Below are 19,011 nucleotides of genomic sequence, written 5' to 3' on the forward strand. Positions count from 1 at the left end.
GAATAATATTTTGCAGAATAGTCAGGGGAGCTTGTAATGGCAGCACCGAACAGTCGAAAGCTTACTCTTAAAGATGTAGCGAAGGTACTAAAGGTCTCTACGGCAACAATTTCCAATGCCTTTAACCGGCCTGATCAACTGTCAGAGCAGTTGCGTGAACGTATCCTGGCGCAATGCAGCGAGCTGGGATATTTTGGACCCAATGCAGCAGCTCGAAGCCTGAGGACAGGTCGCTCAGGTATTATAGGGGTTATGCTGTATGACAACCTGAGCTACAACTTTATCGACCCCGTGGCACAGCAGTTCCTGCAGGGGTTGGCAGAAGTTTTTGATGAGAGTCAGCATAGTATGCTGCTGTTGCCGTCTCAGGACCGGATAGAGCAAGCCAGAGGGCTTGAAGCCTTTGTTGATGGCTTTATTATTTATGGTCCTCCTTTGCAGCAGAAGCTGGATCGCTTGCTACGTCAACAGCGACTCGAACAACTCAGGCATCAGTCAAAACCGCTGATTACCGTTGATTTCAATTTGGAAAATCACCTTTCGGTGAATATCGACAACTATCTGGGAGCACGAAAAAGCACAGAATATGCTATCGATCGCTCCCAGAGTCCAGGGAATATCGGCATCGCTATTCTAGGCCTGCGGCTGGTGGATACCAATCGTGTCTGCCGGGTCAGAGAGGATGAGCTGTTTGATGAGTATTATTCTGTCTCTGCTCGAAGGCTGCATGGTTATCAGGATGCCATTCGAGATGCAGGGTTGACTATACCTGCTGAGATGATCTGGAACGTACCCGATAACAATCATGGCTCTGGCTATCAGGCTGCTCGTGAAGCCCTGGGCTGTTCTTCACGTCCAAATCTGCTCTTATGTTCTAGCGATCGTATCGCCCTGGCGGCCATTCAAGCGGCTCGGCATCTGAATCTTAAGGTTCCTGAGGATGTACGAATAGTTGGCTTTGATGATATTCCTGAGGCTGCAACTCACCACCCGACGCTCACGACGGTGCATCAGCAGACGGTGGAAAAAGGGCGTGTAGCTGCTGAGATATTTCTGGGTCGCCGTGCAGCTGAAAGCGTAGTGTTACCGACGGAGCTTGTCGTGCGGGAAAGCTGTCCGTAGCTTAACTGCAGTTTTCCTCGGTGTTATAGATTCATGCTGTCGTGCCTGCCACTACAGCAGCGCAATACTTTTGACCTGGGCATAGACTGCTTTGCCGGGCTTTAGGTCTAACATTGCTGCTGACTTGCGTGTAATACGGGACAGAATCGGAGCACCACCGATATCCAGACGCACCGTTATTTGCGCGACATTTTCCTCAGCTAGTTCCTGAACAGTAGCGGGGAATATATTAAGAATACTGGTGCCGGACTGAGGTTCCAGAGTCAGGCTGACGTCTCGCGCCAGAATTCGTAACCGTACTGGATTTTCCGGATTCGAAGGTTTTTGGGTGACCGTAAAACGGCCACCGGCAAAATCCAGTTGAGTCAGGTGGTATTCTTTGTCGTAGCCACAGACTCTGGCTTCAATCACTGCGGCGGCATCTGCTTCGTGGGACAGTGGTAGATCTGCACGAGTCAGCATTTGCGATATTGGTCCAGAGGCGCTGACGGATCCCTTGTCCAGCAATACCAGATGGTCAGCCAGGCGTGCAATCTCGTCGGGAGCATGACTGACGTAAAAAATTGGAATTTCCAGTTCCTCATGCAGCCGTTCCAGATAGGGCAAAATCTCCGCCTTACTGTTTAAGTCTAAAGCGGCCAAAGGTTCATCCATTAATAACAAACGGGGGCTGGTCAACAGTGCTCGGGCAATTGCTACCCGTTGGCGTTCCCCACCAGAAAGTCCCGAGGTTGTTCGGTTTAATAAGTGGGTGATACCCAGAAGAGAGATAGCTTGGTCAAGAGAAACTTTGCGTTCGTGACTCTGTATTCTCCTGTAGCCGTACTCCAGATTTTTTTGCACACTCAGGTGGGGAAATAAACTGGCTTCCTGGAACACGTATCCGAGCGAGCGCTGATGGGGCGGGACAAAAATATTCCCTTGCTGCCATACCCTGTCTCCGATTTTAAGGTAACCGCCGGGGCACTTTTCCAAGCCAGCAATCGCCCGAAGCAATGTCGTTTTACCGCAACCGGAAGGTCCAAACAGGGCGGTTATACCCTGGGCAGGTACGCTCAACTCTGCATCCAGTTTGAAGTCTTCACGGTTGAGGATAAAGCGAGCGTCGATAGTCATTGTTTTTTCTGTAGTGGGTACATCGTTGATCATCATGAGGTCACCGCCGAGAATCGACGATTTACACCATAGACAGTCAGCAGCATCAAAAAGGAAAGAATCAACAGACCGCCGGATAACCAATGAGCCTGGGTGTATTCGAGGGCTTCTACATGGTCATAAATAGCGATTGATAACACCTGAGTTTCATCAGGGATATTGCCACCGATCATCAACACCACACCAAATTCTCCCACAGTATGGGCAAATCCGAGAACTGCGGCGGTTAGAAAACCGGGTCGGGCAAGTGGCACAATAATGGAGAAAAAACGATCCAAAGGTGCGGCTCGCAATGTTGCTGCGACTTCCAGAGGGCGGCGCCCGATAGCAGCGAACGCATGTTGTAAGGGTTGTACTACAAAAGGGAGTGAATAGAACACGGAGCCTATAACCAGTCCGGCAAAAGTGAAGGCAAGAGGACGTCCCGTGATAAGTTGCGAAAAAGCACCTATGGGTCCATGGGCGCCCAGCGCTATTAATAAATAGAAGCCCAGAACCGTTGGGGGTAATACCAGCGGTAAAGCAACGATAGCTTCCACCAAAAATTTAAAACGCCATGTCGAGCGGGCCAGCCACCAGGCCAATGGTGTCCCAACAACCAGCAGGATGAGGGTGGTAATACTGGCGAGTTGCAGGGTTATAAGCAGGGCGCTTAGATCTGATTCCGTTAACATCTTTACTGAATGACCTCGTTCGGGGTCGCTGGAATGTCCTTTGTTGTCGCCGGGATTCCATATCCATAGCTTCTGATAATATCCAGGCTTTGATCGGAACGGACAAAATTATAAAAGTCACGAGCCCTTTCTGAGTCCGTGATTAACACTGCCTGTTGTTCAATAGGGGAGTGTAAACTTTCAGGAATTAACCAAAACGAACCTGATGTCTTTTTTTCGGGGTGTGTTATCTGAGAAAAAGACACAAATCCGAGCTCGACATTTCCACTCTGAATAAACTGAAAGGCCTGACCGATATTTTCGCCCCGGACCAGCCGCCGTTGGAGCTTATTCCAGAGGTTACGGGATTGTAGAATTTCTTGAGCGGCTTTTCCGTAAGGAGCTAGTTTTGGGTTGGCGATAGCAATATGACTGTAGTTTCCCTGCTCCAATATTTTACCACCTGTTTGCACCAGTAATTTATCGGGACTCCAAAGCGCTAATCGTCCCAGTGCATAGGTGTAACGGCTGCCCGGAACAGACTTTCCTGAAGATTCCAATAACCGGGGGCGACGAGCGTCCGCAGCAAAAAATAAATCAAAGGGCGCTCCATTATGAATTTGCGCAAAATGTTTACCGGTGGAGCCAAAGATCAGCTTCACTTTATGGCCGGATTGTTGTTCGTAGCGTTGAGTGATAACGCGCATGGTTTCACTAAAGTTTGATGCCACCGCTACCCTGATTGTTTGGTTATCTGCTTGTGCTACGGCTGTTAGTCCGCATAACGTCTGGATGCTGACTAGCAACAGTATCCCAAACGCAGTCTGTAGCATCGGTCTGTAAAGAGGGACGGTCAGATATTTGTTCATAAGAGTTCCAGTTGCTTTTCCCGCTGAGCCAGAAAGGCTTTGTAGTCGCGATAAGCGGACCAGAATGTTGCGATTGCTTGTTTTCCTGCCTCTGTCAGTCGAGCACCGCCGCCACCTTTGCCACCGGTGCTTTTTTCTACGACAGGGGTATTGCTTTGCTGATTCATGGAATCAACAAGCTTCCAGGCGTGCCGGTAAGACATTTCCATTGACCGGGCCGCTGCACTGATAGAGCCATGTTCACCGATACGTTCCAACAGTACCACCCGACCGTAACCCAGGAAGGTTCCTTCACTGCCTTCTATCCAAAGGCGTCCTTTTAAACGATACGTTTCGGTGGATGTCTGTGTCATTAATTACCTCATAAAATCTCATCCGTAATATACCGATGGGAATAACGATGTGCAATACGTAATATCTGACCAAACATAACGAGGAGGTTACGGCTGAATGTTACTACTGATATTTACCGATATTTGTGATTTTCGCTATCAGCGAATAATAACTGCTCGCGAATACCGGTGAAGGCGACCACTAACGCCGCTGGTTGTTGGGCAGAATGCTCTCAGGCGTCAAGATGTTCACCTGTACCAACCTGATAAGGAACACCTATTAGATAAGGACGGTAGGGTTTCCCGGTGATCGCTTTGGCGAGGCCGATCATACCGACCATCACAAAAGTTGTGTGGAAGACTATCAGGTACATCAGAAGCATCGTCCAGTGCTCAGGACTGTTGTCTCCCAGTAGCCAGAAAATCAACACCCCCCCAAAAAAGACCAAAAAAAACCATATGGTTGAAGCAACAACCTGGCGCACATGGCATACCGTTAACAGGTCCTGGCTATACCAGTACTTTTTGCACAGATAGGCCATCGGTATCAGTGCAATGCCTGGCAGTGCCAGCAGATTGATCAGGTAGAGGCCGTGTAAGATAACGGTAATATGTTTTTGAATAGAAACGGTTTGCATCTTGATCACCTCCTGTTTCTGGCTGCTCATCATACTGCTGACTGAATAATTGAGCAAATTACTCAGTCTTTTATCTATTTGACTTTAATCAAGGTTCTGGCGTCAACCTGGAGCGACAATTTCCCTGCACAATCAACATTAACTGCAAGGTCCATAGGATTTTGTCCTCTAAGCCTTTCCAAATACGTTTGGAGACTCTTTATGAGTGAAACATTTACCAAGACCATGGCACGGAACATCTTCTATGGAGGCAGCCTGTTCTTCATTTTAGTGTTCCTTGGCCTATCGTTTCATACTACCCGGGTTTTGCCTGAACGGGATCATCGTGAGAATATCAACGAAGATGTTATTCTCGGCAAAAAGCTGTGGGAAGATAACAACTGCATCGGTTGCCACACCTTAATGGGTGAGGGTGCCTATTTTGCTCCGGAGCTTGCCAACGTTTACGATCGTTTTGGTAAGAACAAGGAGGCAATCAAAGCTTTCATCAAGTCTCGTCCCGCTAACGGTATTCCAGGTCGTCGTAGCATGCCCCAGTTTAACTTCTCTGAAGAAGAGCTGGAAGCACTGGCAGAGTTCCTGAAGTGGACTTCTGAAATTGACGATGGCAACTGGCCACCGAATATTCAAGGCTAATAGGAGAGGCTAATATGAAGTTTCAATCTCAAGCTGTAGCTATGCCCTATTTTATAGCAGCTATAGGGCTGTTTCTGGGCCAAATCCTATTCGGTCTGATAATGGGTCTGCAGTATGTAATGGGTGATTTCCTGTTTCCGGAAATTCCGTTCAACGTTGCGCGAATGGTCCACACCAATCTGTTGATTGTTTGGGTACTGTTCGGATTTATGGGATCTGCATACTACCTGATTCCTGAAGAGTCTCAGACAGAGCTGTTCTCGCCCAAACTGGCGTTGGCGCTGTTCTGGATCTTTCTGGTAGCTGGTGCGCTGACTATCGTTGGTTACCTGGCTGTTCCTTATGCCACGTTGGCCGAGATTACAGGTAATGACCTGCTGCCGACCATGGGCCGAGAGTTCTTAGAACAACCGACAATAACCAAAATAGGAATTGTCATTGTTGCCTTGGGCTTTCTGTTTAACCTGGGCATGACTGTACTGAAAGGCCGTAAGACTGTTATCAGCATGGTACTGATGATTGGTCTGGTAGGACTTGCAGTAATGTTCCTGTTCTCTTTCTATAACCCTCACAACCTTGTTCTTGACAAGATGTTCTGGTGGTACACCGTCCACCTATGGGTTGAGGGAGTCTGGGAACTGATTCTGGGTGCTATTCTTGCCTTTGTTCTGATCAAGATCACTGGTGTCGACCGTGAAGTCATCGAAAAGTGGCTGTACATGATTATCGCAATGGCGTTGATCACCGGTATTCTCGGAACTGGACACCACTACTTCTGGATCGGTACTCCCGATTACTGGCAGCTACTGGGTTCTGTGTTCTCTGCTTTAGAGCCAATTCCGTTCTTTATGATGACACTCTTTGCATTCAACATGATCAATAAGCGTCGTCGTGAGCATCCTAATAAGGCTGCAGCCCTTTGGGCAATGGGTACTGGTGTTATGGCATTCCTGGGTGCTGGTGTATGGGGCTTCCTGCACACCTTGTCTCCTGTTAACTACTACACACACGGTACTCAGATTACTGCGGCACACGGTCATATGGCCTTCTACGGTGCTTATGCAATGATCGTAATGACTATGATCTCTTATGCAATGCCAAACATCCGTGGCCGTATTGCAAATAGCCGTCAGGCGCAAGTAATTGAAATGTGGGGATTCTGGTTGATGACTGTATCCATGGTCTTCATTACTCTGTTCCTGACCGGTGCAGGTATCCTGCAGGTTTGGTTACAGCGTTTCTCAGATAATCCGCAAGGCTTCATGGCTGTGCAATCACAGATCGAAGTATTCTACTGGATGCGCGAACTATCCGGTGTGATCTTCCTGATCGGTCTGGCTGTTTACATCTACAGCTTCTTCGCCAAAGGTGATGAGGTGACAGTAGACAACGCAGCAACTGCTTCAGCGTAATAAGCGTTATTATCCACTCAGGAACTCATACTCGAGTTTCTGGGTGGATTCATTCCCTGGATGTACCCTTATTTTTTCCTGATTTCGTTATTACCCGTATCTTGAAACCTACGAGTAAGTTCATTGGGCTTAAGGCCTTCAGAAACCAAGGCCGTTGCTTTTTCCTGTAATATTTCGTTTTATCAATGTTTGGAGGACAGTTTGTGAACCAGACTCTGTCGTCATCCACACCTACGTCTTTATCTCCAGAGAGCACTCGTCTGGATACAGAGGCTCAGTCCTCAATCGGAAACTCAATGGATACTGAAACAGACAGTATTACAGCAAGTGAAACAAGCGTAAGTAAAGGGTCGCGTTCTGGTCGATTGCCCGGCGATCTGGCCATGTGGATCTTTATTCTTGCTGAATTAACGGCCTTTGCGCTGTTGTTCAGTATTTATGCTGTTAACCGGGCCCTATATCCGGATATTTTTGCCGAGGGGCAGGCCGGTTTGGATATTACCTCTGGTTTAGCCAATACTCTGGCGTTGTTGAGCAGTAGTTATTTTGTTGCCCGTGCGGTGACTTCGGTGGAGCATGGGAACAACCGCAAAGGTTTCTATGAATTACTGGCTGCGATTGGTATGGGCGCAGTCTATCTGGTTATAAAAATACTGGAATACAAACACAGCATTGAATTGGGTTATGACATCACCACCAATGTGTTTTACCAGTATTACTATTTGCTGACAGCTTTCCATTTTCTGCATGTCATTCTTGGCATGATTATCCTTGCATTTGTTGCCATCAAAACGCGAAAGAAAGCCTATACGCCCGATTCAATCATGGGGTTGGAAAGTGGTGCCTGTTATTGGCATATGGTTGATTTACTTTGGTTGATCCTGTTCCCTCTGGTTTATGTACTGCACTGAGTACCCCAGGTGACAACAGTCATTTTGGTCAAATCCGGGTCTTAGTCAGGTACCGGCCTTGGTTCAAATATTAGTTAAAAACCGCAATAGTTGAGAATTGTCATGCATCAAAGCGGTGTTAGATAAGTTTAGGTATAAATGTACTCTGAAAACAGCTGGTGAGTGAGACAGGTTCCTTAACAGAAAAAAACACTAGTAGAAAAATAGTAGTAGAGAAATAGTAGTAGAAAAACCTTGGCTAGCAGGTCAAAGACCGAAGCCATATCAGAGAAAAAAGTGTCCCTGTAGCGGAAGTTCAAATGGATAACAGTAATCTAAATCACGCCGAAATTGAGCCAGCAAATTCTCGTTCTGCAAAGACGTTAATGCCAAGCTATAAAGTCAGCACCATTCTTTGGTTGCTGATGCTCGCTTTAACCTGTGCATCGGCCTATTTCGCAGAACAACCCAGTCTCACCATGAATCTGGTTATGGCGGTGTTACTGATCACCGCTATAAAAGCGGCGATGATCGTTGATTATTTTATGAACTTGCGGGGAGCACCCCGTTTTTGGCGAATATTGCTGATGACCTATGTCCCGGCTGTTTCTTTAGTCATTACGGCAACTTTTGCAATCGATTTAAGTTAGGAGTGCATGATGAGCACTGTATCGTCCCTTAATACCGCTGATACAAGTCCTGCCGATATGAGTAGCGATGATTTATCCTACTATCAGCCTCAGGCAAATGAAGTAGAGCTGTTTGAACATGCTTTTCAGCACCAGCTTCCGGTTCTGATCAAAGGGCCAACCGGCTGTGGTAAAACACGCTTTATTACCCATATGGCGGAACGGCTGAACCTGCCTCTGTACACGGTTTCCTGCCACGATGACCTTAGTGCTTCTGATTTAGTGGGGCGTCACCTGATTGGGGACAACCAGACGGTCTGGAGTGATGGTCCGTTAACTCGCGCTGTTCGTGAGGGAGGGATTTGCTATCTGGATGAAGTGGTTGAAGCACGTAAAGATACCACAGTCGTTATTCATCCTTTAACGGATGATCGTCGTATATTACCCATAGATCGTACCGGTGAAATCCTGCACGCGCCGAAAAACTTCATGCTGGTGGTTTCTTATAATCCCGGCTATCAGAATTTACTCAAGGGGATGAAGCCGAGTACACGTCAGCGTTTTCTCTCCATGAGCTTTGGTTACTTGCCAGCGAGAACTGAAGTTAAGGTGATCATGCAAGAAACAGGAATCGATCAACTGTTGGCAAAACGATTAGTGAGCTTGGCTAATGCACTGCGGGCTTTGAAAGATCAGGATATTGAAGAAGGTGCCAGCACGCGATTGCTGGTATACACCGCGACCCTGATTAAATCAGGCTTTGATCCGGTACAGGCATGCCTGGCAGGAATGATCGAACCTCTCAGCGATGAGCCTGATACGATTCAGGGACTAATGGAATTGGTTCAGGCGGCGTTTGGCGACCAGTAGTCAATTGGGTAGCCATTAATAAAGTATGTATTTGTAGAGTACGTATTAATAAAGTACGTAATAACAGAGGCAGTAGAATGGAAGAGCAGGTCGGCCAGTACTGGGATCGCTTTATCACCAAAATCGCCTATGACGGGTTTCCGGAACAAGCCGTGGAGTTAAAGGAGCTTTCCGGTTCGCTGGGGATTTTCTTCCGTGCCTTGGGAGGCGATGGGGCGCTGACCATTACTGCCACCACTGCGACAAATCATCAGGCTCGTCGTAGCTGGCTACATCGTGTTGCCGGTACGGGGCGTAAGGTTGAGTTGGCATGGCGTGATGAAGAGCGCCTGTACCTGCCTCAGAAACTTGATATTTATCCTCAGAAATCCTTGAATCGAGAATTGTATTTCTGGCTGGCGGCTCTCGCCGGAACTCCTGCAGACACAACCGGTATCTGGTTGCTGGATAATCAAAGTAGAACCGTTGCAACGCTGGCCCAATATCCAGGGTTAAGCAGTCGTTATCAGCGTTTGGTTGAAGCTCTGTTGCCATTGCGCCCCTCTCTGGAGAAACTTTCTGCGGGTGAAAGAGATCAGGAAAGAGCGATTCAGCAAGCTTTAATAAATCCCGGTTCGGTTTCCGAATTGCCGGAGTCTCAATATGCACCTTCTCCTGTGTCTTTGTGGCTGCATCCATCTCCGCCTTACACAGATTCATCCAACGGTCGTGACAGCACACCCCAGAAGGGGCGTAAGGGGGATGGGGCCAGTAAGGAAGCAGAAAAAAAACGCAGGCAGGCTGAAAGAGCTGAGCAGCCCGACAATAAAGAGGGCGCCCCCATGAGTGTGCGCCATGAAACCAGTCTTTTTACTTTTGCTGAATATGTTAAGTTGGACCGCTCTTCAGAAGAAGATGAAGACTTGGAACAGGCAGAAAATATCGCTGATGAACTTGATAACATTTCTGTCACTCAGGATGAAGAGACGACTGTAAGCAGCATAAAGTTTGATTTGGATTTACCCTCAGCTGCGGAGGATGATATCCCTCTGAGCGAAGGTATTTTATTTCCCGAATGGGACTTTAAAAAGCAGTGCCTGCTGGAAGACTTTACCCGAATTGTTCCGATGATTAGCCGTAATGCGACTCCTCAAGCGTTGCCTGATCATCTGACCAAAACTGCACGTCGCTTGAAAAGGCAGTTCGAAAGCCTTTCAGCCCAGCCTGCCTGGGTGCGAGGACAATACGAAGGGGACCGTCTCGATCTTGATGCATACATGGACTACCGTGGAGAAAAAGCGGGATCAATAAACACTGGTGATCCGCGACTGTTCTGCCAAAAACGTCCTCTGGTCCGTGACCTGGCCTGCTTGCTGTTGGCCGATCTTTCTTTATCAACTGATTCCTGGATTAACAACGATCATCAGATAATCGATGTCATCAGGGATAGCCTTTATCTATTTGCTGAAAGCTTATCAGCCAGTGGAGATCGGTTCGCTATTCACGGATTCTCTTCCCGTAAGCGTCAGCACGTGCGTTTTAACCAGATCAAAAGCTTTGACGAAGCTTATCAGGCTACCGTCCGAGGCAGAATTGAGGATATTAAACCCGGGTTCTATACTCGTATGGGAGCCGCGATTCGTCAGTCAACGGAGTTGTTGAGCAGCCAACCGGGACAAAAGAAACTGCTGATGATCCTAACTGATGGAAAACCCAACGACCTTGACCGGTACGAAGGGCGCTACGGAATTGAAGATACTCGCATGGCGATCATCGAAGCTCGCCAGCAGGGATTAGTTCCGTTTTGCATTACCATCGACGAAGAAGCCAATCAGTATCTGCCATACCTGTTTGGGCGTCAGGGGTATACGCTTATTCGGAAAGCTGAACAACTCCCCCAGAAGCTGCCACAACTGTATATTACTCTGACAGAAAAATTAGGAGGCTGAGAAGGAGCCTGCTGTCGGAAGTTAATCATTGATTGTTTTTGATCTGTCTGATTGCAATTATCTGAAGTTGCTGTTTAAGATAGCGAGATACAGAGACAGTGCCTGGTAGATTTCAGGCTATTCGGACTTAACTAGTTTATATATTCAAGGAAGGGGATTTTACCCAGCGACAATTAAAGCTGAGTAAAATCAGTACAGGGAAATCGATGAGAGATATTCGTCCTAAAAAGCGCGCTGAGAATTTTTGGCGGTGCTTCAGCTATTCATTCCGCCGTACCAACCATCAAGCTTTTGGCGACCATTTGGGTACCATAGCCCGTTCAGCAACAGCAGCATCTTTAACCCCTGCTGCTCCAATCACAGTAACATTTCCAACCAGGGTTGCCGCGGCACTACGCACAATTGTCGTGCTGATGTTTTTGCTTCTGTCAGCGGGTTGCAGCTCTCGTTTTATTTATAACAATCTGGACTGGCTGGCGTACTGGTTCGTTGATGACTATGTTGACTTTCATCTTGAACAAAAAGAGCTGTTCAGTCCAAAGATAGAGCAATTGCTGGTATGGCACAGAGCGAAAGCCTTACCCGAATACCTTCAGTTATTGACCGAGATTCAGGCGTCGGTAGCAGAGCGTAACCTGCAATCAGAGCAGCTGGCTCAATGGCTGGAGCAGGCCAAAACGTTCTGGCAGGAGATGATCCTGCAAAGCGAACCTTTGATATTGACAGCGGCAGAGAGCGCTGATGAAAAACAGATAGCACAATTGCTGAGAAACTTACGAACTGAACTGGAGGAAAAGCAACAGGAAGCCGAAAAGGATCTGCGGGATAAGAATCAATCTCGCCGTCAAAAGAAACTCGAAAGATCCTATGAAAAGTGGTTAGGGCCTCTATCCGATTCACAAAAAGGGCAGATTCAGGAACTTATTAAACACACCAGGGCCTCCCGGCAGCAATGGTTGGAGTATCGCCGACGTTGGGTTGATGAATTGGAGATAGCATTAAACTCTGCCAAAGAAGAGGGGGAATTCCAGAGTCGGTTAAAGCAGCTGATTCGTAACCCTTACGAATTACGCAGTAGCGAATACAAAGCGAACCTGGAAGCCGATAGATTGCTCTGGATTGAACGGCTGCCCGCACTTATTAATCAGGTATCAGATAAACAACATGCTCATTTACTGGGTGAGCTGGATGAGCTTAGCGCCGATATCCGCCATCTGATTGAACAAGGCGGGTAGGGTTGGCAAGCTGCTTTTTCTCCTTCTTTTTTAATCGAAGAAGCAAGCGTCAGCTGTTTAAAAGATGTCACTTTATTGCTGCAAGGGGCAAGGAAAACAGAATTATTTACAGAGCCGATCCCACTTGGTATTACGACGTTTTCCATTCCTTATATCGATTGTCCAGCAGTTCAAGAATATTTTTATAATGGTTTTCTGTTTGAGGGATATCTGAAAATTTTTTTGCGGCAGGATATAGAATATCCAGATCTTCGTAGTAATGATATTTCCAATGCCTGGAAAAAGAGAGGTAGTCGACGGCAAAGTCCTTGGATTTTTCATTGTAAAAACTGGCTGTAAGATCATATCCAACAGTGTTTTTCATAAATTCGACGAGTTTTTTATGGCTGAGAGGAACCATATTTGGTAAGTATATTTCCACAAGTTTTTGAACTTTTTCATTCAAAAATCTGTTTTGACTGGACCAATACAAAAAAAGCCCCGCTTCAAACCCATTGTAAGGATCCAGGTCGCTTGGCATATCATCTATGATACCTAGTGGAATATCGTACTTGTTGTCGTCCCATCGACTGAGTAGATCTACGATGATTGGATCGGATGAATCTCTAGTCATGACTCTTCTCAGCTATTTTGTGTTTAAAATAGTTATAAAAATACATGTGGGGTTGCTCCTCGTGATAATCTGTTTCTTCAATCTCATGAACAAGCTTTTTCATTCTATTAATATCCAAGTTGTTATCTATAAAGATGAACACATTGGACTCCAGGTCCTGCAGACTCAACGTTCCACCAGGCCAATCTAACAACGAGACTGCATCTGCGAGTTCTGAATCAGAATAAGTACTGATAGTCTGAAAAACTGCCTCATAGTAAAGAACATAATCCATAGCTCCTAGAATATTGATTGCCGCTTGGTCAATACCTTCTATTTCTATTTTAAGGCACTTAAATAATGCTCTTGCAGTTCTTATATCATCATAGCGGTCTACCCTTTCCAGTAGTGCATATATCTTCTCGTCATCTTCTTCAGAATCCGCATTTTGATAAAGCGAAACCAGCTCGTTTTCCCATTCGCGGCTATATGTAAAGCCCATCTTTCTTCCTCGTTATAAATACCCCATACACTTTGCCCAAGCTGCTGCTTCAGCAATAGCCGTATCGTATTTGTCACCATTCTGTATTCGAATATCAAAAACATCCAACGCAAATGCTTCACCGAACATTCCTGCTCTGATCAGCTTGTTTTGTATATTTCGATATATTTTGGCTGTTTTGCCACTGCCGTTGCTGATAGTGCCTTTATGGTCAGATCTATCCATTTGAATTGCTGGCAAATTATCATCATTGGATATACCACCGTTGATGTTTCTTCTGTTTTTTCTCCCCGGGTATGATGCCTTGCCTGGAATATGGTGGGAATCTCTATTACAGGCATTTCCGCCTTTATAAATCGTCCCATGTCGGCCACCCCTGTACTCTCCAGGCCTGCATTTTTGTTCTTCTCCCTGAAGAGGGGCGCATTTTTCCCTGTTTTTTGAACCTTTTACCGCTCCACCATTATCTGCGTTTTTTCTGTCTTCGTTTTCCTTGCACTCGATCATCTCATCCAGGATATCATCCATTTCCTCGATCATGGTCTCAAGATCGCTTGCGACGCTGTAGATTTCCCAGGCATCCCAGACGAGTATTCCTGCCGCTATCACCTCACCGATTGGTAAGGGACCATCAGCCAAAGCAGCTGCGAGTGCAGCCCCCTTCTTGGCAGCACTCTTTAGTGCTAGATTTTTTGCGACCCGTCGAGTATCAAAGAGTCTGTTTTTGACTTTTGTGTATTTGTCCTTTCGATTCTTTTTAGCCTTATCGCTGCAATTAGCGGACTTGAAACCCAGTGGATCAATAAGGTTGTTTGGGTTGTTTTCGACATATCGGTAAAAGTTGCAATCACCGCTTTCGAACCCGATCGGGTCTCTGCTGATAAAACGCTGTATCGTTGGGTCATAATAACGTGCACGGTAATAGTACAGATCAGATGCATCGGTCTCTCTACCCGTAAACCCGTATGGGTTATAGGTTTCAATCTGTTTGCTGTAACCGTGTAATACTCCGTAACTATTGTCATAGTCTAGCTTTTCAACGATTTCGCCCGCCTCATTGGTAAGGGCTATAATGCTACCTTGGTGGTCTCGATGGTAGTAAAAAGTACCGTTGTGACTGCTAATACAAAGGGGAGTATCAGTTTTATCGTCATGGGTGATGCTCACTAAATGAGGCTTTTCTGATGCTTTGTGGATCAGAATGGCAATAATATTTAGTCGGTCATAGATATATTCGTAGCGAGTTCTGCCTATGAGCTTTTCAATTCGTCGCCCTAGAGGATCGTAACGATAGGATATCTCAAATTTTATCCAGCGTTGTTTAATCGCATCATAGCGTTGTCCATGAAAACGGACTAGCTGGTTTTTGGCGTTGTACTTATAATGCTGTTCATCACCACTCACTTTGCTTGTCTTCTTAATCAGATTACCGCGCTGATCATAACTAAAGCGATGGGTTGGGTTCTCTAGTAGTTGATTGCTCCCCGGTTGGTAGTGCCAAATTTCCTCTTGCGAAATATTACTCTGATCATTCAGGCGAAGCTGGGTTAGATTCCCCATGCTGTCATACTTATAGTGGGTTTTTCCTGAGCAAATTAATCGACCTGATGTATCATACTGGTAATGATGATCGTTCTTCTGTTTAATTAGTCCGCTTTTATCTCTGACGTACTTCAGGGTATGACTACCCGTTGTAATATCAGTTAGTTCCCCTGCTGTATCATAGCTACGTTGTTCCCGTTGATGATTGGGGTAATCTCGGACGGTTAATTGGCCTGCTGTATTGTGCTGCTGGGTGATGAATATCTTGTCATTCAAGCGAATACCCGTTAGCTGGCCAATATCGTCTCGCTGGTAGTTAACTTGCTGCTCGAAATAATTTAAATGTATACGTTTTCCGTTCGCGTACGAATAGCCGATTATGTGTTCATTTTGCTGCTCCTGAACAATAGAACCGGAACGATCATAAGAGAACTTTAGAGAGCTTTCGCCACATCGGGCGTGAATCAGTCTCCCTACGCTGTCAAAGTGATAGTGGGTTTCCAATTCACCGACACGCTCAATATAGCTGTCTGTTTGGTAATCATAGTGAACTGTGCTGTTATCTTCACGACGGATCTGAACCAGATTACCGTCATTATCATAGTCGTAGGCTTTGAGTTTGCCATTGGTACTCTTTACTTCTAGAACCCGGCCTTGGGAGTCGTAATGATAATGTGTTTTGTAACCACTAGGGTCAGATATTGATGATAATTGCCCCTCAACATCATAATTTACAAAAATTCTGCCGCTATCATCACTAATCTCTGCAATTGAATCGTCACTATTATAGGTAAAGCGCACGGTGCGCTGTTCCTGGTCGGATATTTGCTGTACACGCCCCAGGCAGTCGTATTGGGCCGTGATTCTATTTCCCTCAGCTCCAACCTTAGCGATAGGTTGATCCATATTGTTGAATATTGTCTGGGTTATTTGACCGTTAGCATCGATAGTCTGCGTGCAATTACCGCGTGTATCATACTGGAAATTTTCCTTAAGTCCTTGTGCGTTGGTTAGGCTTAGTAAGTTTCCTCTACTATCATGGCTTTGGATGATGTTTCCTTGACTAGTTTCAATTTTATATGCGTTAACTTGTTGATCTATATATGAATATAGGGTCGTGTTTTTTAAGTCTGTTTTTTCTAATAAGCGAAGGCGATGATCATAACGAAAAGTTCCGGTTAAGCCTCTACAGTCTCCCTTAATGGCTGTTTTGTCGGCTGCTTGCCACTGTAGGTATTGTGTGAATCCATTAGCGAAGCGAATACGATCAATTAAGCCATAGGAATCCCAATGGTAATAGGTTTTCGGCTCTTCTTGGATGTTTACAATTATTGAAGACTTATCGAGATCATATCTGTAGTTCTTACTGACTAGCTTTTCAGTCAGTTTTTCACTGACCGAAGAGACTTGTCCGTTGTCATGATATAGCACTTCCAATAACGCTTGATTCAGGCTGTTATGAACACTTTTTAGTAACCCGGTTGATTGAGTTACCTGGTTGTTGGATTGGCTGTGCGAACTGGTTTGGCTGTCGTCAGTTTTATACTGATAGAGCCGCTTGCCACCGCTAGGCAAAACAACTTCCTTCAGCAAGCCTGTTGAACCATATTTAAATAACCAAGCACGCTCACCATGATCGCTAACGGCTTCGATCTGACCCTCATGGTTATAGCGCAAACTCAAGCTGGAACCGGAGCTGTTCTGAACACCGATCAGTTGCTGCTGGTCATTGTAATTCAGCCGTATGTAATTACCGTTACGGTCTTTTTCGGCCTGCAGATGCCCGTCTTGATAAAAAGCGGTATGGCCATCAGGATAGCTGACCTTAAATACTTTATGATCCCAGCTGATTTCAATACCTTGCTGGCTGTCATCAACCAGGGAGTGGGTCTGGGCATCATAATGAAAATCAAATCGTTGACCATTGCTCAGGCTGAGTCGGTAGGGTTGCTGAGCCAGGGTTGCATATTGACTAAATCTGGACTCATAGTGAAAGCGCCAGTGAGGGCCTAAGTGGCCGGAGTAGGGGTCTTCGGACAAGTAGTGTAATTTAAGCTGAATGGGCATATTGCCGGCAAGAGTTATCAGACTCTCTTCGTAGTATAATTGCCCGGTTTGAAGGATGACGTTACCTTCCATCCGGGAACCCAGCATCCCGGGTGTTTTGCTGGCCAAGGGATGAACCCGGTGACCTGCTGTCAGCAATGTGGAGCGCTCGCGGGAAGAGGAGCCGGTGTTGTTTATGTACTCAGGTTCACCGGCATCCATCCATGCCTGTAATTCTTCAAACAAGGCGTTTTTAGGTTCATTTTTTGATTTTTGATCAGGCTTCGATACGCTATTAGACATCAATTTCACCTGTGTCGGTGATTGCACCCTGCTGTGGAGCAGGGGCAAAGACAACAGTCCCAATGGTGTTTTTTTTGTTCATATGCACCTTGTCACCAACCCTGACTAACCAACTACCTTCTATTTTCACTGACTTGCTGTGCTCCAGCGGTTCTGCTTTGCTACCGACGCTACCTGATTTGACTCCCTTGGCTACTCCGGCCTGGTCGCCGGTGACTTTGGTGGTGTGACTTTTAAGCAGGACGGCCCAGTTACCATTAAAACGTGTGGTTTTTGACAGCTTGGTCGTATTATCAAGCGTTTCTGTGACTGGAAAGGGGACAGGACCCACATTCGGCACTTTGCAGACGTCTGGAGTCGAGCAGATGACCAGGTATTTTCCATCAGCGCGGGCGGCAAATTCATCTGCCATAAGAAATCTCCTGTAAAGCGGCTTTTTGAGATTGTTCTGTTTGAGATTGCTCGGTTCTGGGCGGTTTTGTTTTAGATCGGTTGATCCATTCGACGGGCAAATACTTAAAGTTCAGGGCTTGTATCGGGTCGTTTATAACCTGGTAGTGGCGGTAAGAAACGTATACAGCCCAGTCCTCTGACTGATCCGATTCAATATCAATCAATACGGTGTCTATTTTCATACGCGTACGAGACTGATTGCCTTGTTTGTCGGTTGTTTCAACAAAGCAGTGAAGTTCGGGCAGGTGAAAGGATACCCTGGGGGCTCTGGGGAGCAGGTTTTCCAGTTCAAAGCGACTATTTACTTCAATATGTCGGTCCAGGATTAGTTCAGGGTTGGCTGCCTGGTGGTGAAAAACATTAAAATCCTTGGGTGGATAAGGATGCTGGTTATCCAGCCATTGCTGATCATAGGTACCGGCATAGCCTGTTCTGATGGGCCAGGCCCGATTAATAAAACCAAAACCGGGCGGGTATGATTTAGGTGTTAATTGAGGAGTAGCCCATTCGACCTGATGAACTGGAAAACTATTGGGCAGCATTTTGCGGTGCCTGATTCCGGTGCCGGATGGATTTATAGCGTTGTACGCCAGGTAAGTGGGTATTTCTTCTTCCTCTTTTCGGGGGTCATAGAGACTGCCCCCTTGGGCCTTATCGTAGGAGAGTCTGACCCGTTTAACGGCTTCCAAGGGGCTTTTTGCCCAGCCTATGGGCATCTTGACCCATTGGCGTGCGCCACGGACATTTAATATAAGATGCTTTAATATTTTGCCTGAGGGAGTCAGCACTTTGATGCCACAATTCCAGTGCATCTTTGGCGTACCATCGGGACTATGAGCGATGGCGTTGAGCACAATGTCAGTACGAGACTTATAGGTTATAAAGTCAGATTCGTAACGGACGGGGCGAGTAATGTCGTCACCGTAGTATTGATCGCCGCCAAAAAGTTCTCCCTGATCGGGAGTCAAGCGCAACGACCAATAGGATGAGTAGTAATCAGGAGGAGGCTGTAACCGGTATTTAACCCGCGTCAGGCAGGTCAGGTGCTGGCATCGTGAAGCATCAGCATTTTCCCAGGCAACCGAAGGAAAGGGGGTGTGATTTTCAACTTTCATTGAAGGTACTCTAACATTGTCATTTTTCAATACTCCGCATTACGACCAGGCGATGCAGTGGATTCAAAGCTTTGCAGCGTTAGGGAAAT

18 protein-coding genes are annotated in these 19,011 nt (G+C 46.4%); 8 read left to right on the top strand and 10 right to left on the bottom strand.

What is annotated here, in order from left to right; translation table 11 throughout:
• Window positions 1-36 precede the first annotated feature (36 nt).
• Entirely contained in the window at window positions 37-1,122 is a 1,086-nt protein-coding gene (locus tag BGP75_RS25065) for a LacI family DNA-binding transcriptional regulator (protein ID WP_076721632.1), read from the top strand.
• Window positions 1,123-1,173: 51 nt separating this feature from the next.
• On the opposite strand, the gene modC is transcribed toward BGP75_RS25065, so the two are convergent.
• From modC to BGP75_RS25090, 5 genes are all read right to left on the bottom strand, one after another.
• Entirely contained in the window at window positions 1,174-2,274 is a 1,101-nt protein-coding gene (gene modC / locus BGP75_RS25070; RefSeq protein ID WP_233153026.1) for a molybdenum ABC transporter ATP-binding protein, read from the bottom strand.
• Window positions 2,271-2,951 carry a molybdate ABC transporter permease subunit gene (modB, locus tag BGP75_RS25075; protein WP_076721633.1) on the bottom strand — a complete coding sequence of 227 codons (681 nt, stop codon included), beginning with the start codon at window positions 2,949-2,951 and terminating at the stop codon, window positions 2,271-2,273. Before modB ends, modC begins: the two co-directional genes overlap by 4 nt.
• 2 nt (window positions 2,952-2,953) lie before the next feature.
• Complete coding sequence (gene modA / locus BGP75_RS25080; RefSeq protein ID WP_198939536.1) at window positions 2,954-3,799, bottom strand: molybdate ABC transporter substrate-binding protein; 846 nt, start codon at window positions 3,797-3,799, stop codon at window positions 2,954-2,956.
• Window positions 3,796-4,152 (bottom strand): winged helix-turn-helix domain-containing protein, encoded by a 357-nt coding sequence (locus BGP75_RS25085; RefSeq protein WP_076721634.1) that lies wholly within the window; start codon window positions 4,150-4,152, stop codon window positions 3,796-3,798. The genes modA and BGP75_RS25085 overlap by 4 nt, the downstream gene beginning before the upstream one ends.
• Window positions 4,153-4,364: 212 nt before the next feature.
• Window positions 4,365-4,769: a hypothetical protein gene (locus BGP75_RS25090; protein ID WP_143821186.1), complete on the bottom strand. Its 405-nt coding sequence runs from the start codon at window positions 4,767-4,769 to the stop codon at window positions 4,365-4,367.
• A 201-nt stretch (window positions 4,770-4,970) separates the two neighbouring features.
• On the opposite strand from BGP75_RS25090, the gene BGP75_RS25095 reads away from it, so the two are divergent.
• From BGP75_RS25095 to BGP75_RS25125, 7 genes are all read left to right on the top strand, one after another.
• The gene (locus BGP75_RS25095) at window positions 4,971-5,405 is read left to right on the top strand and encodes a c-type cytochrome (RefSeq protein WP_076721636.1); all 435 of its coding nucleotides are present in this window, start codon (window positions 4,971-4,973) and stop codon (window positions 5,403-5,405) included.
• A 14-nt stretch (window positions 5,406-5,419) separates the two neighbouring features.
• Complete coding sequence (locus BGP75_RS25100) at window positions 5,420-6,817, top strand: cbb3-type cytochrome c oxidase subunit I (protein ID WP_076721637.1); 1,398 nt, start codon at window positions 5,420-5,422, stop codon at window positions 6,815-6,817.
• 203 nt (window positions 6,818-7,020) lie between these two features.
• On the top strand, window positions 7,021-7,728 hold the full coding sequence (locus BGP75_RS25105) for a cytochrome c oxidase subunit 3 family protein (RefSeq protein WP_198939537.1): 708 nt from the start codon (window positions 7,021-7,023) through the stop codon (window positions 7,726-7,728).
• A 299-nt stretch (window positions 7,729-8,027) separates the two neighbouring features.
• Complete coding sequence (locus BGP75_RS25110) at window positions 8,028-8,357, top strand: cytochrome C oxidase subunit IV family protein (protein ID WP_076721639.1); 330 nt, start codon at window positions 8,028-8,030, stop codon at window positions 8,355-8,357.
• 6 nt (window positions 8,358-8,363) lie between these two features.
• Window positions 8,364-9,206, top strand: coding sequence for a CbbQ/NirQ/NorQ/GpvN family protein (locus tag BGP75_RS25115; RefSeq protein ID WP_369832160.1), 843 nt, complete (start codon window positions 8,364-8,366; stop codon window positions 9,204-9,206).
• Window positions 9,207-9,283: 77 nt separating this feature from the next.
• Window positions 9,284-11,134 carry a nitric oxide reductase activation protein NorD gene (locus tag BGP75_RS25120; protein ID WP_076721640.1) on the top strand — a complete coding sequence of 617 codons (1,851 nt, stop codon included), beginning with the start codon at window positions 9,284-9,286 and terminating at the stop codon, window positions 11,132-11,134.
• 206 nt (window positions 11,135-11,340) lie between these two features.
• Window positions 11,341-12,369 (top strand): DUF6279 family lipoprotein, encoded by a 1,029-nt coding sequence (locus BGP75_RS25125; RefSeq protein ID WP_076721641.1) that lies wholly within the window; start codon window positions 11,341-11,343, stop codon window positions 12,367-12,369.
• A 130-nt stretch (window positions 12,370-12,499) separates the two neighbouring features.
• On the opposite strand, the gene BGP75_RS25130 is transcribed toward BGP75_RS25125, so the two are convergent.
• Genes BGP75_RS25130 through BGP75_RS25150 form a run of 5 tightly spaced genes read right to left on the bottom strand, consistent with a single transcriptional unit; the run spans window position 12,500 to window position 18,922 of the window.
• Entirely contained in the window at window positions 12,500-12,982 is a 483-nt protein-coding gene (locus BGP75_RS25130; protein ID WP_076721642.1) for a hypothetical protein, read from the bottom strand.
• Window positions 12,975-13,463: a hypothetical protein gene (locus BGP75_RS25135; RefSeq protein ID WP_076721643.1), complete on the bottom strand. Its 489-nt coding sequence runs from the start codon at window positions 13,461-13,463 to the stop codon at window positions 12,975-12,977. The genes BGP75_RS25130 and BGP75_RS25135 overlap by 8 nt, the downstream gene beginning before the upstream one ends.
• Window positions 13,464-13,475: 12 nt before the next feature.
• Entirely contained in the window at window positions 13,476-17,354 is a 3,879-nt protein-coding gene (locus tag BGP75_RS25140) for an RHS repeat-associated core domain-containing protein (protein ID WP_076721644.1), read from the bottom strand.
• Complete coding sequence (locus BGP75_RS25145; RefSeq protein ID WP_076721645.1) at window positions 17,347-17,766, bottom strand: DUF4150 domain-containing protein; 420 nt, start codon at window positions 17,764-17,766, stop codon at window positions 17,347-17,349. Before BGP75_RS25145 ends, BGP75_RS25140 begins: the two co-directional genes overlap by 8 nt.
• Entirely contained in the window at window positions 17,756-18,922 is a 1,167-nt protein-coding gene (locus BGP75_RS25150) for a DUF2169 domain-containing protein (protein WP_076721646.1), read from the bottom strand. Before BGP75_RS25150 ends, BGP75_RS25145 begins: the two co-directional genes overlap by 11 nt.
• Window positions 18,923-19,011: the final 89 nt, after the last annotated feature.

It is taken from the genome of Motiliproteus sp. MSK22-1, from assembly GCF_001968815.1.
Lineage (GTDB): Bacteria > Pseudomonadota > Gammaproteobacteria > Pseudomonadales > Balneatricaceae > Motiliproteus.